The sequence below is a fragment of the Micromonospora sp. CPCC 206060 genome, from assembly GCF_036906895.1.
In the GTDB taxonomy this organism is placed as follows: domain Bacteria; phylum Actinomycetota; class Actinomycetes; order Mycobacteriales; family Micromonosporaceae; genus Micromonospora.
In genome coordinates this window covers 58,195-77,323 of the sequence record NZ_JBAKHU010000020.1, presented here as the reverse complement: position 1 = coordinate 77,323, position 19,129 = coordinate 58,195, and the positions used below count along the sequence as shown (strand labels likewise).

General features: G+C 72.2%; 12 protein-coding genes and 2 pseudogenes. 7 read left to right on the top strand and 7 right to left on the bottom strand.

Going from position 1 to position 19,129, the window contains the following annotated elements; all coding sequences use genetic code 11:
• Nucleotides 1–6: 6 nt before the first annotated feature.
• Both V6U90_RS15305 and V6U90_RS15300 read right to left on the bottom strand, forming a co-directional pair.
• Entirely contained in the window at nt 7–1,065 is a 1,059-nt protein-coding gene (locus V6U90_RS15305; RefSeq protein ID WP_334436123.1) for a UbiA family prenyltransferase, read from the bottom strand.
• On the bottom strand, nt 1,041–2,063 hold the full coding sequence (locus V6U90_RS15300) for a polyprenyl synthetase family protein (protein WP_334436120.1): 1,023 nt from the start codon (nt 2,061–2,063) through the stop codon (nt 1,041–1,043). Before V6U90_RS15300 ends, V6U90_RS15305 begins: the two co-directional genes overlap by 25 nt.
• Before the next feature lie 454 nt (nt 2,064–2,517).
• On the opposite strand from V6U90_RS15300, the gene V6U90_RS15295 reads away from it, so the two are divergent.
• Nucleotides 2,518–6,498, top strand: a complete 3,981-nt coding sequence (locus V6U90_RS15295) for an amino acid adenylation domain-containing protein (protein WP_334436117.1) — start codon at nt 2,518–2,520, stop codon at nt 6,496–6,498.
• 376 nt (nt 6,499–6,874) lie between these two features.
• Here V6U90_RS15295 and V6U90_RS15290 read toward each other — a convergent pair whose 3' ends face one another.
• A complete protein-coding gene (locus V6U90_RS15290; RefSeq protein ID WP_334436115.1) occupies nt 6,875–8,080 on the bottom strand; it encodes a glycosyltransferase in 1,206 nt (401 codons plus the stop codon).
• Between the two features lie 7 nt (nt 8,081–8,087).
• Nucleotides 8,088–9,110 (bottom strand): methyltransferase, encoded by a 1,023-nt coding sequence (locus tag V6U90_RS15285; protein WP_334436112.1) that lies wholly within the window; start codon nt 9,108–9,110, stop codon nt 8,088–8,090.
• A 255-nt stretch (nt 9,111–9,365) separates the two neighbouring features.
• Here V6U90_RS15285 and V6U90_RS15280 point away from each other — a divergent pair, with 255 nt between their 5' ends.
• Nucleotides 9,366–10,238, top strand: a complete 873-nt coding sequence (locus V6U90_RS15280) for a TauD/TfdA dioxygenase family protein (RefSeq protein WP_334436110.1) — start codon at nt 9,366–9,368, stop codon at nt 10,236–10,238.
• A 13-nt stretch (nt 10,239–10,251) separates the two neighbouring features.
• Complete coding sequence (locus V6U90_RS15275) at nt 10,252–11,433, top strand: glycosyltransferase (RefSeq protein WP_334436108.1); 1,182 nt, start codon at nt 10,252–10,254, stop codon at nt 11,431–11,433.
• 47 nt (nt 11,434–11,480) lie between these two features.
• Here V6U90_RS15275 and V6U90_RS15270 read toward each other — a convergent pair whose 3' ends face one another.
• Complete coding sequence (locus tag V6U90_RS15270; protein ID WP_334436106.1) at nt 11,481–12,728, bottom strand: cytochrome P450; 1,248 nt, start codon at nt 12,726–12,728, stop codon at nt 11,481–11,483.
• 126 nt (nt 12,729–12,854) lie between these two features.
• Between V6U90_RS15270 and V6U90_RS15265 the strand changes: the two genes are divergently transcribed.
• The gene (locus V6U90_RS15265; protein ID WP_334436103.1) at nt 12,855–13,619 is read left to right on the top strand and encodes a thioesterase II family protein; all 765 of its coding nucleotides are present in this window, start codon (nt 12,855–12,857) and stop codon (nt 13,617–13,619) included.
• A 37-nt stretch (nt 13,620–13,656) separates the two neighbouring features.
• On the opposite strand, the gene V6U90_RS15260 is transcribed toward V6U90_RS15265, so the two are convergent.
• Together V6U90_RS15260 and V6U90_RS15255 are read right to left on the bottom strand one after the other, a co-directional pair.
• Nucleotides 13,657–14,874, bottom strand: coding sequence for a cellulose-binding domain-containing protein (locus V6U90_RS15260; protein WP_334436100.1), 1,218 nt, complete (start codon nt 14,872–14,874; stop codon nt 13,657–13,659).
• A 187-nt stretch (nt 14,875–15,061) separates the two neighbouring features.
• On the bottom strand, nt 15,062–15,694 hold the full coding sequence (locus V6U90_RS15255) for a class I SAM-dependent methyltransferase (protein WP_334436097.1): 633 nt from the start codon (nt 15,692–15,694) through the stop codon (nt 15,062–15,064).
• Here V6U90_RS15255 and V6U90_RS15250 point away from each other — a divergent pair.
• From V6U90_RS15250 to V6U90_RS15240, 3 genes and pseudogenes are all read left to right on the top strand, one after another.
• Nucleotides 15,650–17,962, top strand: coding sequence for a DNA gyrase/topoisomerase IV subunit B (locus tag V6U90_RS15250; protein ID WP_442933589.1), 2,313 nt, complete (start codon nt 15,650–15,652; stop codon nt 17,960–17,962). The genes V6U90_RS15255 and V6U90_RS15250 overlap by 45 nt on opposite strands.
• 68 nt (nt 17,963–18,030) lie before the next feature.
• A pseudogene (locus V6U90_RS15245) lies at nt 18,031–18,341 on the top strand (DNA gyrase subunit A); the annotation flags it as partial.
• A 121-nt stretch (nt 18,342–18,462) separates the two neighbouring features.
• Nucleotides 18,463–19,083: pseudogene (locus tag V6U90_RS15240) on the top strand (LAGLIDADG family homing endonuclease); the annotation flags it as partial.
• Nucleotides 19,084–19,129: the final 46 nt, after the last annotated feature.

Sequence of the window (19,129 nt, the reverse complement as noted above, 5' to 3'; positions counted from 1 at the left end):
CGCCTTTCAGCCGAGGTCGGAGGTGCGGCGGGGGAGCGGGACGGGGGACCCGGCCGTGTCGGGTGCGGCCCGGGACGGACCGAACTCGTAGCCGGTACGCAGGTGCCGCTGGGTCCACCAGGTGACCGCGAGCGCGGGGACCGCGAGCAGTGCGGCGGGAAGCAGCCCGAACCCGAGGCCGACCACCGTGGCGGCCAGCCAGACCCGTTCCAGGACGAGGAGTTCGTGGGCCCGCAGCGCGACGGCCATCGGCATCCGGTCGCGGTGCCGCAGCAGCGACCGGAAGGCCACCCCGGCCAGCCCGGCCGCCGGTACCAGCGCGATCAGGTAGGCGGTCCGCCGGGATGGGTCGTCGGTGGCGTACCCGCCCAGGACGGCGGCGGCCAGTGCCACCGCGTACATCCCGAGGGCGGTGTGCACCGCGGCCGGGGTGCCGTGGCGGACCGGTACGGTCCGGTAGCCACCGGCCCGGTCACCGGCGATGTCGCGCAGCGTACCGACCAGGTTGGACGAGGTGTCGTGGGCCCAGAACGCCACCACGAACGGCAGCAGGGACCAGTGCACCGGGGGTGCGACCACCGCCGCCCCGTAGAGCAGGGTCAACGCCCCGAGTGCTCCCCGGACCAGGTTGCCGGCGAGGCCGTGGGCCTTGAGCCGGCGGCCGTACGCGACGATCGCGGCGGCGGCGAGCACCGCCACCGCCACGGTCGGCCAGGATGCGGCGGCGGACAGCGTGCCGACCGTGACCAGGCAGGCGATCCCGCAGACCAGCGCCGTGGTGGCCGGCAGCACGCCGGAGGGGATCGGCCGGTGCGGCTTGCTCACCGCGTCGAGCCGCCGGTCGAACCAGTCGCTGAGGTAGTGCCCGCCGATCCAGCCGATCGTCGGGGTGGCCCAGGAGGCGAGGAGTCGCCACCAGCTGGGTCGGTCGCCGCCCAGCCCGGCGCCGGCCAGACCCACCAGCCCGATGTACCAGAGGGTGTACGGCCGCCACGTCTGCACGTGGGCCCGCAGGACGCCGGGCCGACCGGCGGTGGCGGTCACCATCGGTGGGCCGCGGCCCACCGGGCCACCGAGTCGAGCAGCGCGGTGCTGGTCGACGGGGGTAGCCCGGTCAACCGGTCCCGGGCCTGCCCGGCGTGGTCGACCAGGCACTCCCGGGTCCGGTCGAGGGCGGCGGTCTCGGCGAGGATGCGCTGCACCTCCCCGACGGTCGCCGGGTCGGCCCGGTGGCCGCGCAGCGCGGCGGTCAGCCGGTCCCGTACCTGCGGTGTGCCGGCCTGGTGGGCGAGCAGGACCGGCAGGGTGGGCCGCCCGTTGCTCAGGTCGCTGGTGGTCGACTTCCCGATCGACTGCGCCACCGCCGTGTAGGAGAGCAGGTCGTCCCGGATCTGGAAGGCGATCCCGAGTTGCTCGCCGTACCCGGCGAGCTGGGCGCTGCGTTCCTCGTCGGCGCCACCGAGGGCGGCCCCGACGTGGCAGACCGCCCGGAAGAGGGCACCAGTCTTCAGTCGCACCATCTCCAGGTAACGCTCCACCCCGGTGTCCGGGTCGTCGACCAGTTCGGACTCCAGCATCTGTCCCCGGCACAGGTCGTTCCCGGCGGCGGCCAGCGCGGCGACGGCGCTGGCGATGCGGTCGGCCGGTACGCCCCCGGAACCGCATTCCACCATGGAGGCGAAGGCGCAGAAGATCAGATGGTCACCGGTCACGATCGCGTCCGGCAGGCCGAATGCGGTGGGTACCGCCGGCCGGCCGCGGCGGACCTCGTCGGCGTCGATGATGTCGTCGTGCACGAGGGTGGCGACGTGCAGGTACTCCATGGCCAGTGCGGCCGGCAGCACCGGATCGGGGTCGCCGCCGACGGCTGCGGCGCTTTCCAGTGTCATTATCGGCCGGAGCATTTTCCCGGCCGGGAGCAGCGCATACCGAACTATTGTCGACAGGCGGTCCGGAGTGGCCGACCAGCGGTTTTCCAGCGCGTTCTGGAGGAGACGACCGGACGGGCTCCGTGTCAGGTCCCTGATAAAATTCCGAGGATCTGTCCTGGCAGCGGCGGTCATATTTCCTGGCCTTTGTTCGCGGAATTGACTTGCGCTGATCGGGCTTTCGATTGAGTGCATGCTACCAGCGCGTCCACGCAACGTAAAGACGTTGATTTTGCGGGGCTATTACGATCGTTCCCGTGTGGCGTGTGGCGGAAATTATGGCGGGTCCGGGCATCCGGTACCCAGTACTTCCAGCGTCGGCGAAACGCGCCAATCTCGGGAAGCCGGGCAGAGTCATCGCTGTAGGTCAATAAGGACATTTGCCGCCACGGATCGACCGGTCGCCGTGCCTCCGGGCGCGCGCCCGCCCGCCGCCCGCCCCGGAGTCGGGCCCGGGTGGTCGCGTCCGTCGACGGTGGACCCGCCGGGTCGTAGGATTGACGCGGCTGACGGTGATCGCGAGTATCCGTGCATACCGTTCGGGCAGCCGGCGATCTCTCCGGTGTCCGCGAGCATGAGGTGGATCATCGTGGCTGACTCCCGTCGACCCCTGTCGACCGCCCAGTCCGGCGTCTGGTTCGGTCAACAGCTCGATCCGGCGAGTCCGGCATACAACATCGGCGGTTTCGCGGATATCCGTGGACCGGTCGACCTGGCTGTGCTGGAAAATGCGATAGGCCGGGCGCTGGCCGAGGCCGAGGCCACCCGCCTGTGTTTCGGTGAGGACGGCGGCGACCCGTGGCAGACCATCGGCGCGCCATTCGAGTGGACCCCGACAATTGTCGACGTACGCGCCGAGCCGGATCCGGTCGCGGCGGCGCAATCCTGGATGGCCGGGGACCTGGGGCGCCCGGTGTCGATGACCGGAGGACCATTACTCGGTGCGGCATTGTTCCGGATCGCGGCCGACCATCATCTCTACTATCTGCGTTTCCACCACGTGGTCCTGGACGCCTACGCGTTCTCCCTCTTCAACGCCCGCATCGCGCAGATATACGACGCCACCCTGGCCGGGGCGCCCTGCCCGCCGACCGTGCCCGGCTCGTTGCCCCGGGTCTGGGCCGAGGAGACCGCCTACCGCTCCTCGACCCGGTTCGCCGAGGACCGCGACTACTGGCTGGCCCGCTTCGCCGACCGCCCCCCGGTGGTCGGGCTGACCGACCACTGCGCCGGCGCGTCCCACCGGGTGCTCCGGCGCCGGGTCGACCTGACTGCCGACACCGTCGCCCGGCTCCGGGCCGCCGTGCCCCGGGGCGGCTGGAACACCACGGTGGTCGCCGCCGCCGCTGCCTACGTACACCGGCTGACCGGCGCGCCGGACGTGGTCCTCGGCTTCCCGGTCACCGGCCGGTGGGGACGGCTCGCCAAGATCACTCCGGGCATGATGATGACCATCCTGCCGCTGCGGCTGACGGTCCGCCCCGGCAGCACCTTCGCCGAGCTGACCGACCAGGCCGCCCAGGAGGTCCGGCACCTGCTGCGCCACCAGCGGTACCGGCTGGAGGATCTCCGTACCGACCTGCGGGCCCTCGACGACGGCCGGCGCCTCTACGGGCCGTGCGTCAACCTGATGCCCTTCGACTACCAGCACCCGATGACCGGGGTGTCCACGGTGGGGCACGTACTGGAGTCCGGACCGGTCGAGGACCTCTCCATCGACGTCTACGGTGACCTGGACAGCGGCCAGGTCCGCATCGACTTCACCGCCAATCCGGCCCGGTACGACCTGCCCGACGTCACCGCCCACCAGGACCGGTTCATCCGGCTGCTGGAGACCCTCTGCCAGCGCCCGGAGACCCGCGTCGACCGGGTGGCCCTGCTCACCCCCGCCGAACAGGCGGCAGCCGTGCGACCACCGGCCGACACCGTCCGGCCGGTACCGCGTACCGTGCTGCCCGCACTGCTGCGGGCCCAGGTGACGGCCACCCCGCACGCCCCGGCGCTGACCGCCGCCGACGGCACCGGGCTGACCTACGCCGAGTTGGACGCGCGCGCCAACCGGCTGGCCCACGAGCTGATCGCCCGGGGCGCCGGCCCGGAGACCGTGGTCGCGGTCGCGCTGCCCCGTTCGGTCGACCTGGTGGTCGCGTTGCTGGCGGTGCTCAAGGCCGGCGCCGCGTACCTCCCCGTGGACGCCGGCAACCCGACCGACCGGCTCGCCTTCCTCCTCGACGACGCCCGACCGGCCCTGCTGCTGGCCGACCGGCGCAGCATGGTCGACCTGCCCGGGACCGGTCCCCGGGTCCTGCTGCTGGACGACCCGGCGACCGGCCGGGCCCTGGCGGCCCGCCCGTCGACCGACCCGCGCGACGCCGACCGGATCCGTCCGCTCGACCCGGACCACCCGGTCTACCTGCTCTACACCTCGGGCTCCACCGGCCACCCCAAGGGGGTCGTGGTGAGCCACCAGGCGGTGGTCAACCACCTGCTCTGGATGCAGGACCGGTACCGGCTCACCCCCGAGGACCGGGTGCTGGTCAAGACCCCGGCCGGGTTCGACGTGTCGGTGTGGGAGTTCTTCTGGCCGTTGCTGGTCGGCGCCACCGCCGTGCTGGTCCGACCCGACGGGCGCCGCGACCCGCGCCATCTCGCCGAGCTGATCCGCAGCCGGGGCGTCACCACGGCTGGCTTCGTCCCGTCGATGCTGCGGGAGTTCGTCGAGGAACCGGCGGCGGCGCACTGCCCCACCCTGCGCCGGACGCTCTGCATCGGCGAGGCGCTCCCGGTCGACCTGGCCACCCGGTACGCCGAGGTGGTGGGCCCCGGACTGGAGAACCTCTACGGCCCCACCGAAACCGCCGTGGCGGTGACCGCCGGCCCGGCGGAGATCGACGGCCCGGCGGAGATCGACGGCACCCCCGGCGGGCCCGGCGACGGCGTACCGGTCGGCGGCCCGGCCTGGAACACCCGGCTCTACCTGCTCGACCAGGCGGGTCAGCCGGTCCCACCGGGTACCGTCGGCGAACTGTACGTCGGCGGTGACCAGCTCGCCCGGGGCTACCACGACCGGCCCGCCCTGACCGCCGAGCGGTTCCTGCCCGACCCGTTCGGCCCACCCGGCTCCCGGATGTACCGCACCGGGGACCGGATGCGCCAGCGGGCCGACGGTGGCCTGGTGTTCATCGGCCGGACCGACGGTCAGGTCAAGATCCGGGGTAACCGGATCGAACTGGGAGAGATCGAATCGGTGCTGGCCGGCCACCCGGACGTCGGCCAGGCGGTGGTGGTGGTGCGCACCGACCCCGGTGGCGACCACCGGCTGGTCGGCTACCTCACGCCCGTGCCGGGGCGGGCCGAACCGGAGCCGGGACCGGTCCGGGCCTGGCTGGCCGACCGGCTCCCCGGGCACATGGTCCCGGCCGCGCTGGTGGTCCTGCCGGTCCTGCCGTCGACCAGCAACGGCAAGGTGGACCGGGCGGCCCTGCCCGCGGTGGCGCTGACCACCGTGGTCTCCGGCCGGGCCCCGCGTACCCACCACGAGGTGGTGCTCTGTGGACTCTTCGCCGAGATCCTGGAGGTACCACTGGTCGGGGTCGACGACAGCTTCTTCGCCCTCGGCGGGCACTCGCTACACGCCGCCCGACTGGCCAGTCGCATCCGGGCCGTGCTCGGTACCGACCTCGACCTGCGGACGGTCTTCGAGTGCCCCACCGTCGCCGGCCTCGCCGACCGGCTCGCCACCGGCGCCGGCGCGCCCGCCGGTACGCGGCCGTCCGCCCTGGACCCGGTGCTGCCGCTGCGCACCTCCGGTACCGGCGTCCCGCTGTTCTGCCTGCCGCCGGTCACCGGCCTGGCCTGGTGCTACTCGGCACTGCTTCGGCACATCGACGCCGACCACCCGGTCTACGGCCTCCAGTCGCGGGGGCTGGTCGGCGCCGAGCCGCCGCTGACGACCGTGGCGGCGATGGCCGCCGACTACGCCGACCGGATCCAGGCGGTGCACCCCGGCCCGTACCACCTGCTCGGCTGGTCGCTGGGCGGGATCCTCGCGTACGCCACCGCCACCGAACTGTCCCGCCGGGGCGCCCGCGTCGACCTGCTCGCGCTCCTCGACGCGTACCCCAGCGATCCGGAACTGCACACCGAGGAGCACCGGCGGGTGCTGCTCGACGTGGTCCTGGCCGACTTCGGCTACGACCCGAAGCTGCTCGACGGCGAGTCACTCGACGACGGGCGGGTGGCCCGGATCATCCGGGACGCCGGTGGCGCCCTCGCCGACTGGCCCGAGGAACGCGTCACCGCCCTGCTGCGCATCGCGGCCACCAACCTCACCGCCGCCCGGCGCTACCGGCCCGACCCGTACGACGGGGACCTGCTGCTGTTCGCCGCGACGCTCAGCCAGCCGATCAACCTACAGACCGTCGAGGACTGGCGACCGCACGTCCGGGGCCGGATCGAGAACGTCGACATCGTCGCCCGGCACGAGCACATGATGCGCCCGGCGGTGATCGCCCAGGTCGGGCCGATCCTCGCCGACCGGCGTCGGCGGCTACCGGCACCGTCGGCCTGATTTCCCTGCGCTACGCCTGCCGGCTGACCGGCCGTCCGTACCCGCGGCACCTCGTCAGCCGGGTACCCACCAGCTCCAGCCCCTGTCGGGGGACGTTCCCTCTGGATCCACCCCGTTTCCAGGAGGTCGGGCTGTCGAGCTCGTCCGACAGCCCGACTACCAGGAAACCGAGTGGATCCCCGGGCGGCCAAGACCGATCGGGCGTGGTGATGGCCGAGGCCGATCCGGGCGGGGACCGGGGGCCGGTGTCATCCGGCGGGACAGCCGGTCCTCGTGTGCTGGCACAGACGGTGCAGCTCGACAGGCGGCGAGTCGGAGTCCTGCTGCGGAGATCTGCACGGCTGCCGCTTGACGAAACCCACGGACCCCGCCCGGCTCACCGGGCCTTCGCGGCCAGTTCGGACAGGTCGGCGACGAGCTGGTCGACCCCGGGGCTGGCCAGCAGCCGGCGCTGCATGGCCCGTACCCGCCACCGGTAGCCGGGGTCGGCGAGCACGGCGGCGCAGGCCGCCACCACGGCCGCCACGGTCAGCCCCTCGACCCCCAGGCGCACCCCCAACCCCAGCTCGGCGATCCGGCCGGCATTGGGCGGCTGATCGGCAACCACCGGCAGGGCCACCATCGGTACCCCGGCGGCGATCGCCTCCCGGGTGGAGCTGAACCCGGCGTGGGTCAGGAACAGCTCGCAACCGGGCAGCAGCGCCCGCTGCGGCGCAAACGGCACCAGGTGCACGTTGGCCGGCGGCCGGCCGAGCCGCTCGGCGAGGTCGGCCCGGCCACCGAGGGCGACCACCGCGGTGCCGGGCAGCTCACCCAGGGCGGCCACGATGACCGGGAGCAGGTCGGCGACCCCGGGCAGGCTGAGCACCAGCGAACCGAGGCTGGCCAGGATCAGCGGCCGGTCGGCCGGCAGATCGGCGTACCGGTCCGGCAGGGGCGCCTCGATCGGCTCCGGGAACCGGTAGGACCGCCCGGTCGGGGGGCGCAGTGCCGGCGGGTACCACTGCTCGGGCAGCAGCCCCGCGCGCAGGTGGCGGAACGGGTGGAACGGGTCGCCGGTCGGGTCGAGACCCAGCACGACCCGCTGCCCGTCCAGCACGTCGGTGACCAGCGGCAGATCCAGCGCCGCGAACGGGGCGATGTCCAGGGTGGCGTGCGGAATGCCCAGCCGCTCGGCCACCAGGTAGCCGCCGTACTCGGCCGGCTCCCGCACGATCACGTCCGGCCGCCACCGCCGGGCCACCGGCAGCAGCTCCGCGGCGAAGCCCCCGGCGACCGGGCCGGCGTAGGCGCGGGCGATCTGCCGCCACACCCCGGGGTCCACGGTACGGCTGCCCGGGGCCATCAGCTGCCGGGGCAACCCGAACCGGTCGGCCAGGGCAGGATCGTGGCGCAGTTCGTCCTGACCCGGCACGCCCGGCAGCGGCAGGTGGTCCACCCCGTGGTCGGCCAGCTCACCGGCCATCGACGCGGCGGTGGCCAGGGCCACCTGGTGACCGGCGGCCCGGGCGGCCCGGGCCAGCGGTACCAGCGCCGGCACCAGGTGCGACCAGATGGGCTGGCCGGTCAGCAGCAGCCGCACCGGTCGGCTACCCGGCCTTTGCGCACTCGATGACGGTGAGCCCGTCCCGGCCGCGCAGCACCTGGGACACGGTCAGCCCGGCGACACCGGCCAGCGTGTCGAAGTCGGCCAGCGACCGCTCCCGGCCACCCACCACCACGAGCATCTGGAGGTCGAACGGGGCCAGGTACGGCACGTACGGCTCGGTGGGCAGTACCTCGACGATCAGGACCCGGCCGGTCTCCCCGGCCGCCTCGGCGCACCGGCGCAGGATGGTGGCCGCCTCGCTGTCGGCCCAGTCGGTGAGCGCCCGGGACACCACGTAGACGTCGCCGCCGGCGGGCAGTTCGGCGAAGAAGTCGCCGGCGACCGTACCGGCCCGGTCGGCCAGCCCGCTCGCGGCGATCCGCTCCGCCGCCGCCCGCGCGGCCGGTGCCCGGTCGACCAGGGTGCCCCGCAGGTGCGGGTGCGCGTGCAGCAGCGTGGTCAGCAGTGCGCCGCTGCCACCGCCGACGTCGTAGACGTGCCCGACCCCGCTCCAGTCGTAGAGCTCGGCGACCTGCGGCGCGGTCAGGTGCTGCTGGGTCATCATCAGCTCGTCGAAGTACCGGCGCAGGTCCGCCTCGGCGTCCAGCTCGGCCCAGAACGAGCGTCCGTGCACCGCCTCGTACGCCGGTTCTCCGGTGCGGACGGAGTGCAGCAGGCCCTGGTAGGCCAGGTCCATCCGGGTGCCCAGACCGGTCAGGTCCAGCCAGCCACGCTGCCCGGCCGGGCCGGTCTCCCGCAGCAGTTCCCCCACCTCGGTCAGCGCGAACTCGTCCGGGGCCGGTTCGGTCAGCACATCCCGGTGCACCAGGTAGCGCAGCAGCCGTCCCAGGGCGTCGGGATCCGCCCCGCACTCCCTGGCCAGCGCGGTCAGCCCGGTCACGCCCTGCCCGATCAGGTCGGGTACCCGCAGGGTGGCCAGGACCCGGACGGCGAACGGGGTGGCCAGGTCGGTGAGCCGGCCGAGCCGGGTGTTGGCGTCCTCTGCACCCAGTGGAGCGCTCATCGGGCCGGGTCTTCCCTCATCCGTCGGTGCTCCCTCGTGGTCGGTGCCATGGTGCCGGTACGGCGTCTGGGCGAGCGGTGATCGATTCTCGCCAGCCCGCGCCGGCCGCGTCAACGGACGTCAGGTGATCGAGAAATGTCGCTCCGACTGTTTGGTGACCCCCACGGGCTCTGGAATACTTCCGGGGCCGGGCGGCGTGCGGTCGGGTTCCGCCCGGGGCCGTGTGCCGTCGCGTCGTCGTGGCCGGGGGAGAAGATGCCGGGTTCCACCAGCAGCACCCTGTTCGACGTCCGGCCGGTGTCCGGCGCGCTCGGTGCGGAGGTCCACGGGGTCGACCTCGCCCACCTGACCGACGCCGGCTTCGCCGAGCTGCACCGGCTGCTCCTGGAGCACCTCGTCATCTTCGTCGTCGGCCAGCGGGACCTGCCGCCCGCGGCGCACGTGGCGTTCGGCCGCCGGTTCGGTGAGGTGGAGCTGCACCCCTACCTGCCCCGCCTGGACGGTCACCCGGAGATCGTGGTCATCGACTCGGACAACGGCGGCAAGGTCGACATCTGGCACACCGACATGACCTTCCACACCAGCCCGCCGCTCGCCTCGATCCTGCAGATCGTGCAGTGCCCGCCGGTCGGTGGCGACACCGTGTGGACCAACCAGTACCTGGTCTACGAGCAGCTGTCCGCACCGATGCGGGACCTGCTCGACGGGCTGACCGCGATCCACGTCATCCGCATCGGCAACGAGTTCACCAGCCGGGCCGAGCACCCCGTGGTGCGGGTGCACCCGGAGACCGGGCGGCGCTCGCTCTACGTCAACCGGTTGTTCACCTCGCACATCCCCCAGTTGACCCGCAACGAGAGCGACGCCCTGCTCGACCACCTCTTCGACTTCTCCGAGCAGCCGCAGTTCAGCTGCCGGTACCGGTGGCGCAGCGGGGACGTGGCGGTCTGGGACAACCGGGTCACCCAGCACTACGCGGTCAACGACTACGTCGGCCGCCGCCTGGGGCAGCGGGTCACCGTCCTCGGTGACCAACCGGCCGGCGCTCCGCCCCGGTGGCCGCACTACCAGGCGGCGCCGGGCCAGCGGTACTGGCCGAGCCGGACCAACGCCGTCGAGAACTACTGAGTACGCCACGCCCGTGCCCGTTGTCCTGATGGTGGTCCACGGCACCGACGGTGACGTGCTGCCGTTCGTCCGGGTCGGACGGGCGTTACGGGCCCGGGGCCACGACGTGACGGTACTCAGCCACGAGTACTACCGCCCGGCGGTGCGCGGCGCCGACCTCGACTTCGTCCCGGTCGACACGATCGCCGAGTACGAGTACCACCTTGCCGACGCCGCCGAGCAGGCCGACGCCACCGGGATCGAGCAGTTCCGGGAGCACTTCGACCGCACCGGGCTGTTCACCCAGTTGCGGTTCGAGGTCGGTGAGCTGGTCCGCCGGCACCGGCCGGGGGAAACCGTGCTGGTCGGCGTGCCACTGTCCGGGCAGTCCGCGCTGATCGCCGCCGAGGCGACCGGCGCGCCACTGGTCTGCCTGGCCCACTCGCCGTTCCAACTGCTCGCCCGGGACCGGGTGGCCTGGCTCTACAGTCAGGTGCTCACCGACCGGATCGACACCGCCCGCGCCGACGTCGGGCTGCCGCCGGTACCCGACTGGCCGGGTTGGATGTCCTCCGCGCAGCGGTACGTGGGGCTCTGGCCGTCCTGGTTCGACCAGGCCGGCATTCCGAGCCCGCCCGGCACCCCGCTGGCCGGGTTCGTGCTGGCCGACGCCGACCAGCCGGCCGAGGTGCCGGCCGAGGTGGCCCGGCTGCTCGCTGACGGGCCACCGCCACTGCTGGTCAGTGGCGGTACCGGCCGGCTGCTGCACCGCGCCTTCTACCGCAGTGCGGTCGCCGCGATCAGTTCGCTCGGCCAGCGCGCCCTGCTCGCGGTACGCCACCGGGACCTGGTACCCGATCCGCTGCCACCCGGGACGTGCTGGTTCCCGCGGCTGCCGTTCCGGGCGGTCGCCCCGCACGTGGCCGCGGTGGTGCACCACGGCGGGATCGGCACGCTCGGCCGGGCCCTGGCCAGCGGTACCCCGCAGGTGATCCTGGCCAGCGGGTTGGACCGGCCGGACAACGCCGAACGGCTCGCCCGGCTCGGACTGGCGCACTGGCTACCCGAACAGGAGTGGACGCCGGAGGCGGTGGCCGAGGCGGCCCGGGCGGCGCTCGCCACGCCGGTCCCGGCCCGGCCGGAGGTGGCCGGGACCGGCGGGGCCGAGCGGGCGGCGGACGCGATCGAAGCCGTCCTGTCCGGCGTCACCTGTTAACAAGGGGCCCTTCCTCTACCGGAAGCGTTAACCGGGGGCCCTTCCTTTCACCAGGTCACGGGGAACTCGGCGATGCCGCAGTTGATCCGCTCGTGCCGCCACGGGAGCCGGTCGAGGTCCACCGCCGGGGCCAGGTTCGGGAACCGCCGCAGCAGGGTGCCGATGGCGATCTCCACCTGCAACCGGCCGAGCGCCGCGCCGAGGCAGAAGTGCGGCCCGTGGCCGAAGGTCAGGTGCGGGTTGTGGGGACGGGCCACGTCGAAGGTGTCCGGACCGGGGAAGGTCTCCGGATGCCGGTTGGCCGCCCACGGCACCGCCATCACCGCGTCGCCGGCCCGGATCGGCTGCCCGCCCAGCTCCACATCGGCCAGTGCGGTCTGCACCAGGAACATCGGACTGACCGAGGTGTACCGCAGGATCTCCTCGACCGCCGAGGGCAGCAGTTCCGGCTGCGCCCGCAGCCGGGCCAACTGCTCGGGATGCTGGAACAGGGCCCGGATCCCGGTGCTGATCGAGTTGATCTCCCGACCGCCGATCAGCACCCCGACCGCCAGCCCGACGATCTCCTCGTCGCTGAGCGTGTCGTCCTCGGCCTGGGTGGCCAGCCAACTGGAGAACAGGTCGTCGCCGGGTGCGGCCCGCTTGGCGGCGAGCCGGTCGGCCAGGTACGCCCGCAGCTCCCCCATGGCCTCGGCGGCCTCCGCCGTGCCGTACGCGGTCAGCGCGGTGATGTCGGCGATCCAGACGTTGAACCGTTCCCGGTCCTCGGCCGGGATGCCGAGCACCTCGCAGACCACCATGGCGGGCAGCGGAAAGACCAGGCTGCTGATCAGGTCACCGGGCTGTCCCTTGGCGACCATCTCGTCGAGCAGGTCGTCGGCGATCCTCTGCACCCGTGGCCGGTACGCCTCCATCCGTCGGGCCGCGAACGCCCGGGCAGCCAGCCGACGCAGGGAGGCGTGTGCCGGGCCGTTCATGGCCAGATCCCGCACCCGGCCGGTCACCGGGCACTGACCGCCGACGTCCGGGGCGTCCGTTCCGATGTCCCCACGCGCCCCGGCGTCGGCGTCCGTTCCGGCGCCCCCGTCGGTCCCGATCTCGCCGACGTGCCGGACGAACCGGGCGTCGGACAGTACGGTGCAGACCTCGTCGTAGCCGACGACCAGCCAGGCGGGACGACCGTCGGGCAGCCGGACCCGGCTGACCGGTTCGTCGCGCACCATGGCGAGCAGCCGGGTGGGCAACTCGCCCCGGAAGTCCTCGAACGGATAGCGGGGCAGGTCGTCGCTGTCCATCAGATTGCCTCCGGCTTGCCACACCTGGCCGCCGATCTTCGGCGGCGGAGGGGTCCAGCATACGATCGGAGCGTCCAGATCCATCGATCTGTTCGGGCCGACTGGTCCGACTGGGAGGGGGAGCGGTTGAGCAGCGCACCGACGGTGGTGACCTTCGACCCGGGGGTGCCCGCCCGATCCGACGCGGTCCCGCTGGTCTGCTTCCCGTACGCGGGCGGGGACAGCCGGGCGTACCGTAGCTGGAGCGGTCTGCTCCCGGCCGAGTTGACCGTCCACCCGGCCCGGCTGCCGGGGCGTGAGCGGCGCTACGACGAGCCGGTGCCCGCCTCGATCACCGACCTGGCGATGACCGTCGCGGCGGACGTCAGCATCGCCTTCCCGGGGCGGTACGTCCTGTTCGGCCACAGCATGGGGGCACTGCTCGCCTTCGAGGTGGCCCGGGTGCTCAGCCGGCTCGACCGGCCGCCGGCCACCCTGGTCGTCTCCGGCTGCCCGCCACCCCGGCTGGTGGCGCGGACCCGCCGGTTCACCGAGCTGACCGACGAGGCGCTCGGAGAGTGGCTGCGTACCGGCGGGGGAGTGCCGGCGGAGGTGCTGGCCGACCCGGCGCTGCGGGCGTACGTGCTGCCCATCATCCGGGCTGACCTGAAACTCTTCGAGGGCTACCGGTACCAGCCGCGCACCCCGTTGACCTGCCCGATGGTCTGTTACACCGCCACCCCGGACGGAGTGGCCGACGAGCGGGTGGTCGCCGGCTGGCGGGAGCAGACCAACGGCCCGTTCGAGACGCGTACCTTCGCCGGTAACCACTTCTACTTCACCGACTGTCCGGAGCAGTTCGCCGCCGACCTCGCCGAGCGGGTCGGCCGGCTCGCCGGCCCGGTCGACTGACCGGGCCGGCGGTCGGGCGCCGCGCGTCCGGCGTGCGTCAGTACCCGTAGCGGTTCTTCAGGTGGCGCCACCAGTCGCGGAACATCCACGCGTCGAACTCGGTGATCTGGCTGGCGCTGCCGGCTTTCATCAGGAAGCCGCCGACGCCGGTGGGCGTCCAGTCGTAGAAGTCGTCGAGGCCGAAGGCGTGGCCGATCTCGTGCAGCAGGATGTGCATGTTGTCGGCGTTGAGGTTGTTCATGAAGTACTCCCGGCCCATCCGTTGGCCCCAGTCGCCGCCGGCACCGCCGAAGCCATCGGTCAGCCACAGTGACTGGTCGTAGTGGTGGTCGGCTCCGCCGGGGCAGTTGGGGTACTGGCCGTTCTGGTTGAAGAACCGTCCGCACGGTTCGGAGCACTGCGGGGCGTTCTCCCGGATGTCGTTGACGTAGATGTCGACCGAGGTGTCGGACCACTGCAGTTGGTTGCGGTCGCGGACCGCCCAGCCGACGACCTTGATCGGTACGGTGGTGTAGGGCCAAACGTTGTGTCCGGCCATGACGTTCATCCACTTGGCGTACTGCCGGGCGAGGGCGGCGTGGATCTGGTCGCGCTGGGCGGCGGTGACGGTGGCGGTGGAGTCCCACCGGACGCAGAAGTTGAGGTAGCCCCGGTTGGCGAAGACCTGGTCCCAGCCGTAGTTACGGAAGCCGTACAGGTTGGAGTAGGTCTGCTCCTGGTGCGTCCACACCTCGTTCAGCGGGGTCACCAGGTTGGCCGGCGGGTTCCACCCGCTGGTCGGCGGCGGCGTGGTGGGTGCTGGTGTGGTGGGGGTCGGCGTGGGGGTCACGGTGCCGGAGCAGGTCGTGCCGTTGAGGGTGAACGACGTCGGGGCCGGGTTGCTGGCCCCGTTCCATGACCCGTTGAAGCCGAACGACGTGTTGCCGCCCGTCGGCAGGCTGCCGTTGTAGCCGACGTTCGTCGCGGTGACCCGGGTGCCGGCCTGGACCACGGTGGCGTTCCATGCCTGGGTGACCGTCTGGCCGGTGGTGTAGGACCAGGCCAGCGTCCAGCCGGTCAGCGGGTCGCCGAGGTTGGTCACCGTCACGTTCGCACCGAACCCGCCCGACCACTGGTTGGTGACCTGGTAGTCGACCCGGCAGCCGACGGCAGCCGCCTGGGCGCTGGCGACCATGGGCACGGCACCGGCGGCACCAGCCATGGCCGCGACCGCAGCCACCGCCAGCCGGGTCCTGGTCCGTGGAGACAGTGTCATGATCCAGTCCTCCGTCCGTCGTCGGTCCGGCGACCGTGGGCGCGGCCACCGGACGGACTTTGATAGTTGTGAATACAAACTAATTGGACGTCGTGAATCCGGCAAGGCGGTGCAGTGCACCATGGCAGGTAGGGCGGTACGCCCCGGCGGCGCAGACCACCGCGGCCAGGACCGCGGGCCCTGGCCGTCAGTGTGGTGCCGGGCCCTCGCCGACCGCCCCGGCCGGTCGGCGCAGCACGCTGACCGCGAAGTCGGTACCCGGCAGCCAGGGCCGCAGGTCCCAGGTGGCGAAGCGGTGCTCCAGGCGGAAACCGGCAGCGGCCAGGTCGGCGTCGAAGTCCGGCAACGGGTACCCCCGCTCGGTCCCGAACCCGATCACCGCGAAGCCGTCCGGGCGCAGATGGGCGAAGAGCCGGGACAGGACGTCCCGCTCGGTACCCGGTGCGACGAAGGTCATCACGTTGCCGGCGACCACCACGGCGTCGAACGGGTCGGGTTCACCGGACGCCGCCAGATCCAGGTCGGCGAGATCCCCGACCAGCCACACCGGCCCCGGATGGTCCGCCCGGGCGGCCTCGATCAACTCGGCGTCGGCGTCCACCCCGACCACCTGGTGACCCCGGGCGTGCAACTCGGCACCGACCCGCCCCGGCCCGCACCCGGCGTCCAGCACCCGCGAGCCCGGGGTGAGCATCGCGTCCAGCAGCCGGGCCTCCCCGGCCAGGTCGACACCCTCCTCGGCCATCCGGCGGAACCGGTCGATGTACCAGCGGGAATGCTCGGGCCCGGTATCGGTGGCCCAGCGGGTCGGCTTACCCATGATGGCTACGGTAGTGCCCGTCCCGGCACCACCGGACGGCTACCCCGCCACCGGCGTACCTTGAGCGACACCGCACGTCCCCGGCGGCGGGGTCGGCAGCCGATGTCCGCCGGTGCGGCTAGGCTCGCCGGGGCGTACCTGCGGATCTGTGTCCCACGGGTCCGCCGGGACCGGCACCGCACCGCCGAGACAGGGGATTACGACCAGGTGACAGCAGAGCCCGAGACCCTCTACGGGGCCGACGACCTCACCCACCTTGAGGGGTTGGACGCGGTCCGTAAGCGACCCGGGATGTACATCGGGTCCACCGACAGCCGTGGCGTCGGTCACCTCGTCAACGAGATCCTCGACAACTCCACCGACGAGGGTGTCGCCGGTCACGCCACCCACGTCGAGGTGACCCTGCACGCCGACGGCTCCGTCCAGGTCGACGACGACGGCCGGGGCATCCCCACCGATCTGCACGCCCGCTCCGGCCTCTCCGGCGTCGAGCTGGTGCTGACCCGGCTGCACGCCGGTGGCAAGTTCGGCGGCTCCGGGTACAAGACCTCCGGTGGCCTGCACGGGGTCGGCGCCTCGGCGGTCAACGCACTGTCCCGGCGTTTCGACGTGACCGTCCGCCGGGACGGCAAGATCCACGAGATGTCCTTCCGGCACGGCGTACCGGGGGTCTTCGACGGCCCCGGCCCGGACGCCGGGTTCACCGCCGCCTCCGGCCTGCGCGCCACCGGAAAGATGTCCCGGGGCCAGTCCACCGGCACCTCCGTGCGCTACTGGTACGACCCGCGCTACTTCGAGACCGGGGCGGCGCTGGATGTCGAGGCGGTCCGCAGCAAGCTGCGCAACACCGCCTTCCTCGTCCCCGGGGTCAGCTACCTGCTGCGCGACGCCGGTGCCGAGGGCGGCCCCATCGAGGAGACGTTCCACTTCCCGCACGGGCTGACCGAGATGGTGGAGTTCCTCGCCCCCGGCGGGGAGAAACCGGTCAGCGGCATCCTGCTGATCACCGGCGAGGGCAGCTACAAGGAGAACGCCGCCGACGCCAACGGGGTCATGCAGTCCAACGTCCTGCGCCGCGCCGAGGTGGAGATCGCGCTGCGCTGGGGCACCGGCTACGAGCGCACCGTGGAGTGCTTCACCAACACCATCCGCAACGCGCACGGCGGCACCCACCGCAAGGGTTTCGAGCGGGCGGCGGTACGGACCCTCGCCGACGCGATCCGCAACGCCCGGGGGCTGCTGCGGCCGAAGGAGGAGCCGCCCACCCTGGACGACGTGCTGGAGGGGATGACCGCCGTCGTCCACGTCCGCATCCCGGAGCCGCAGTTCACCTCGCAGACCAAGGACGAGCTTTCCACCTCCGGCATCACCAAGGTGGTGCAGACCCTGGTCGAGCAGCACCTCAAGAGCTGGCTGGAGGACCGCCGGACGAAGACCGAGGCGCGGACCGTCCTGCAGAAGATCGTCGACGCGGCCCGGGTCCGGCTGACCCAGAAGCAGCAGAAGGACGCCGCCCGCCGCAAGACCGCCCTGGAGGGCGCGTCGATGCCGGCGAAGCTGGTCGACTGCCGCTCCACCGGGGTCGAGCGCAGCGAGCTGTTCATCGTCGAAGGGGACAGCGCATTGGGGACGAGTCGTCTCGCGCGGTCCTCGGAGTACCAGGCGCTGCTGCCGATCCGGGGCAAGATCCTCAACGTGCAGAAGGCGAACCTCCAGCAGGTGCTGGACAACGCCGAGTGCTCGGCGATCGTGCAGGTACTGGGGGCGGGCTCCGGGCGTACCTTCGACCTGCCGGCGATGCGGTACGGCCGGGTCCTGATCATGGCGGACGCCGACGTGGACGGCTCGCACATCCGGACCCTGCTGATCACGCTCTTCGCCAAGTACATGCGCCCGGTGATCGAGGCCGGCCGGTTGTATGCGGCCATGCCACCCCTGCACAAGATCACCACGAAGGGGCGCAACCCGGAGACGATCTACACCTACACCCAGGCCGAGATGGAGAGCACGGTGGCCCGGCTCCGCAAGGCCGGCCGGCAGATCGTCACCCCGATCCCGCGCTTCAAGGGCCTCGGTGAGATGGACGCCGACGAGTTGTGGGAGACCACGATGAACCCGGCCACCCGGGCGGTACGCCGGATCACCCTGGACGACGTCGAGGCCGCCGAGCAGATCCTGGAACTGCTGATGGGCGAGAAGGTCGAGCCCCGGAAGAACTGGCTGATCGAGTCGGCCAGCCGGGTCGACCAGGAAGCGATCGACGCCTGATGTCCGCCATCCGCCGCACCGTCCCCGGTGCCGTCCGCCCCGGTGGCGTGAAGAGGGAGTACTGAGCAATGGCACGCCGCAAGGGCAACCAGCCCCGGGTCGACCTGACCGCCTTCGACCGCGCGGGCGCCCAGGTCTTCGACAACCCGCTGACCACCGAGGTCCAGGACTCCTACCTGGAGTACGCCTACAGCGTCATCCACTCCCGGGCGCTGCCGGACGCCCGGGACGGGCTCAAGCCGGTGCACCGCCGGATCCTCTACTCGATGTACGAGCAGGGCCACCGGCCGGACCGTGCGCACGTCAAGTCCGCCCGCGTCGTCGGGGACTGCTTCGTCGCTGGCACCCTGGTCTCCACTCCGACCGGGCTCGTTCCGATCGAGACGATCGAGGTGGGCGATCAGGTGCTGGACGGCCGGGGCAGCGCGGTGCCGGTGACCGGTGTCTTCGCCAACCCCGGGTCGGAGCTGGTTCGGGTGACCTGGACCAGTGGGCACACCATGGTGGTGACCCCGGGGCAGCGCTTCCGTACGGTGGCGGACGACCTCACGATCGGCTGGACGGATGCCCGGGAGCTGAAGGACCGACTGACCGTGGGTTACGGTGCCAGCCGGCGCGATCACCTGGGTGTCGATGGCGGGGACGTCTACGACTACGTGCGGGGACTGATCGTCGCCGAAGGCTTTGCCGTTGACCGGTCCCGACCGGCTGACGGCCGGGTTCGGATGCACATGTGCGACCGGGAACCGCTCGACACGGCCCATGCGTGGGCCGTCGGGACCGGGCTCTCCGCCTCTCGTGGGATACGGGCCGGTAGGCAGCCCCACCATCGCGACCAGCATGTGGTGACATTCAGCCGTCACGAAGGACTGTTGGAGGCGGCTCGACCCCGCAGCGAAGCGAAGCACGTACCGGCTGATGTTCTCGCGAATCGGGCAGCGTGGCTGCCGTTCCTGGCCGGCTTCTTCGACGGCGACGGGTATGTGCGTAAGCGCCACCGTGAGATCGTCTTCGTGAGCGTCAGCGAACGTCTCATCCGGCAGCTCTACTCGACGCTGGCTGATGTGGGTCTGCATGGACACCACTGGTCGCGGCCGAGCACGACCGGTCACCGGACGCTGTTGGGTCTCTCCGTGTCCGGTCAGGAGGCTGCCGTTCTCGCGTCGG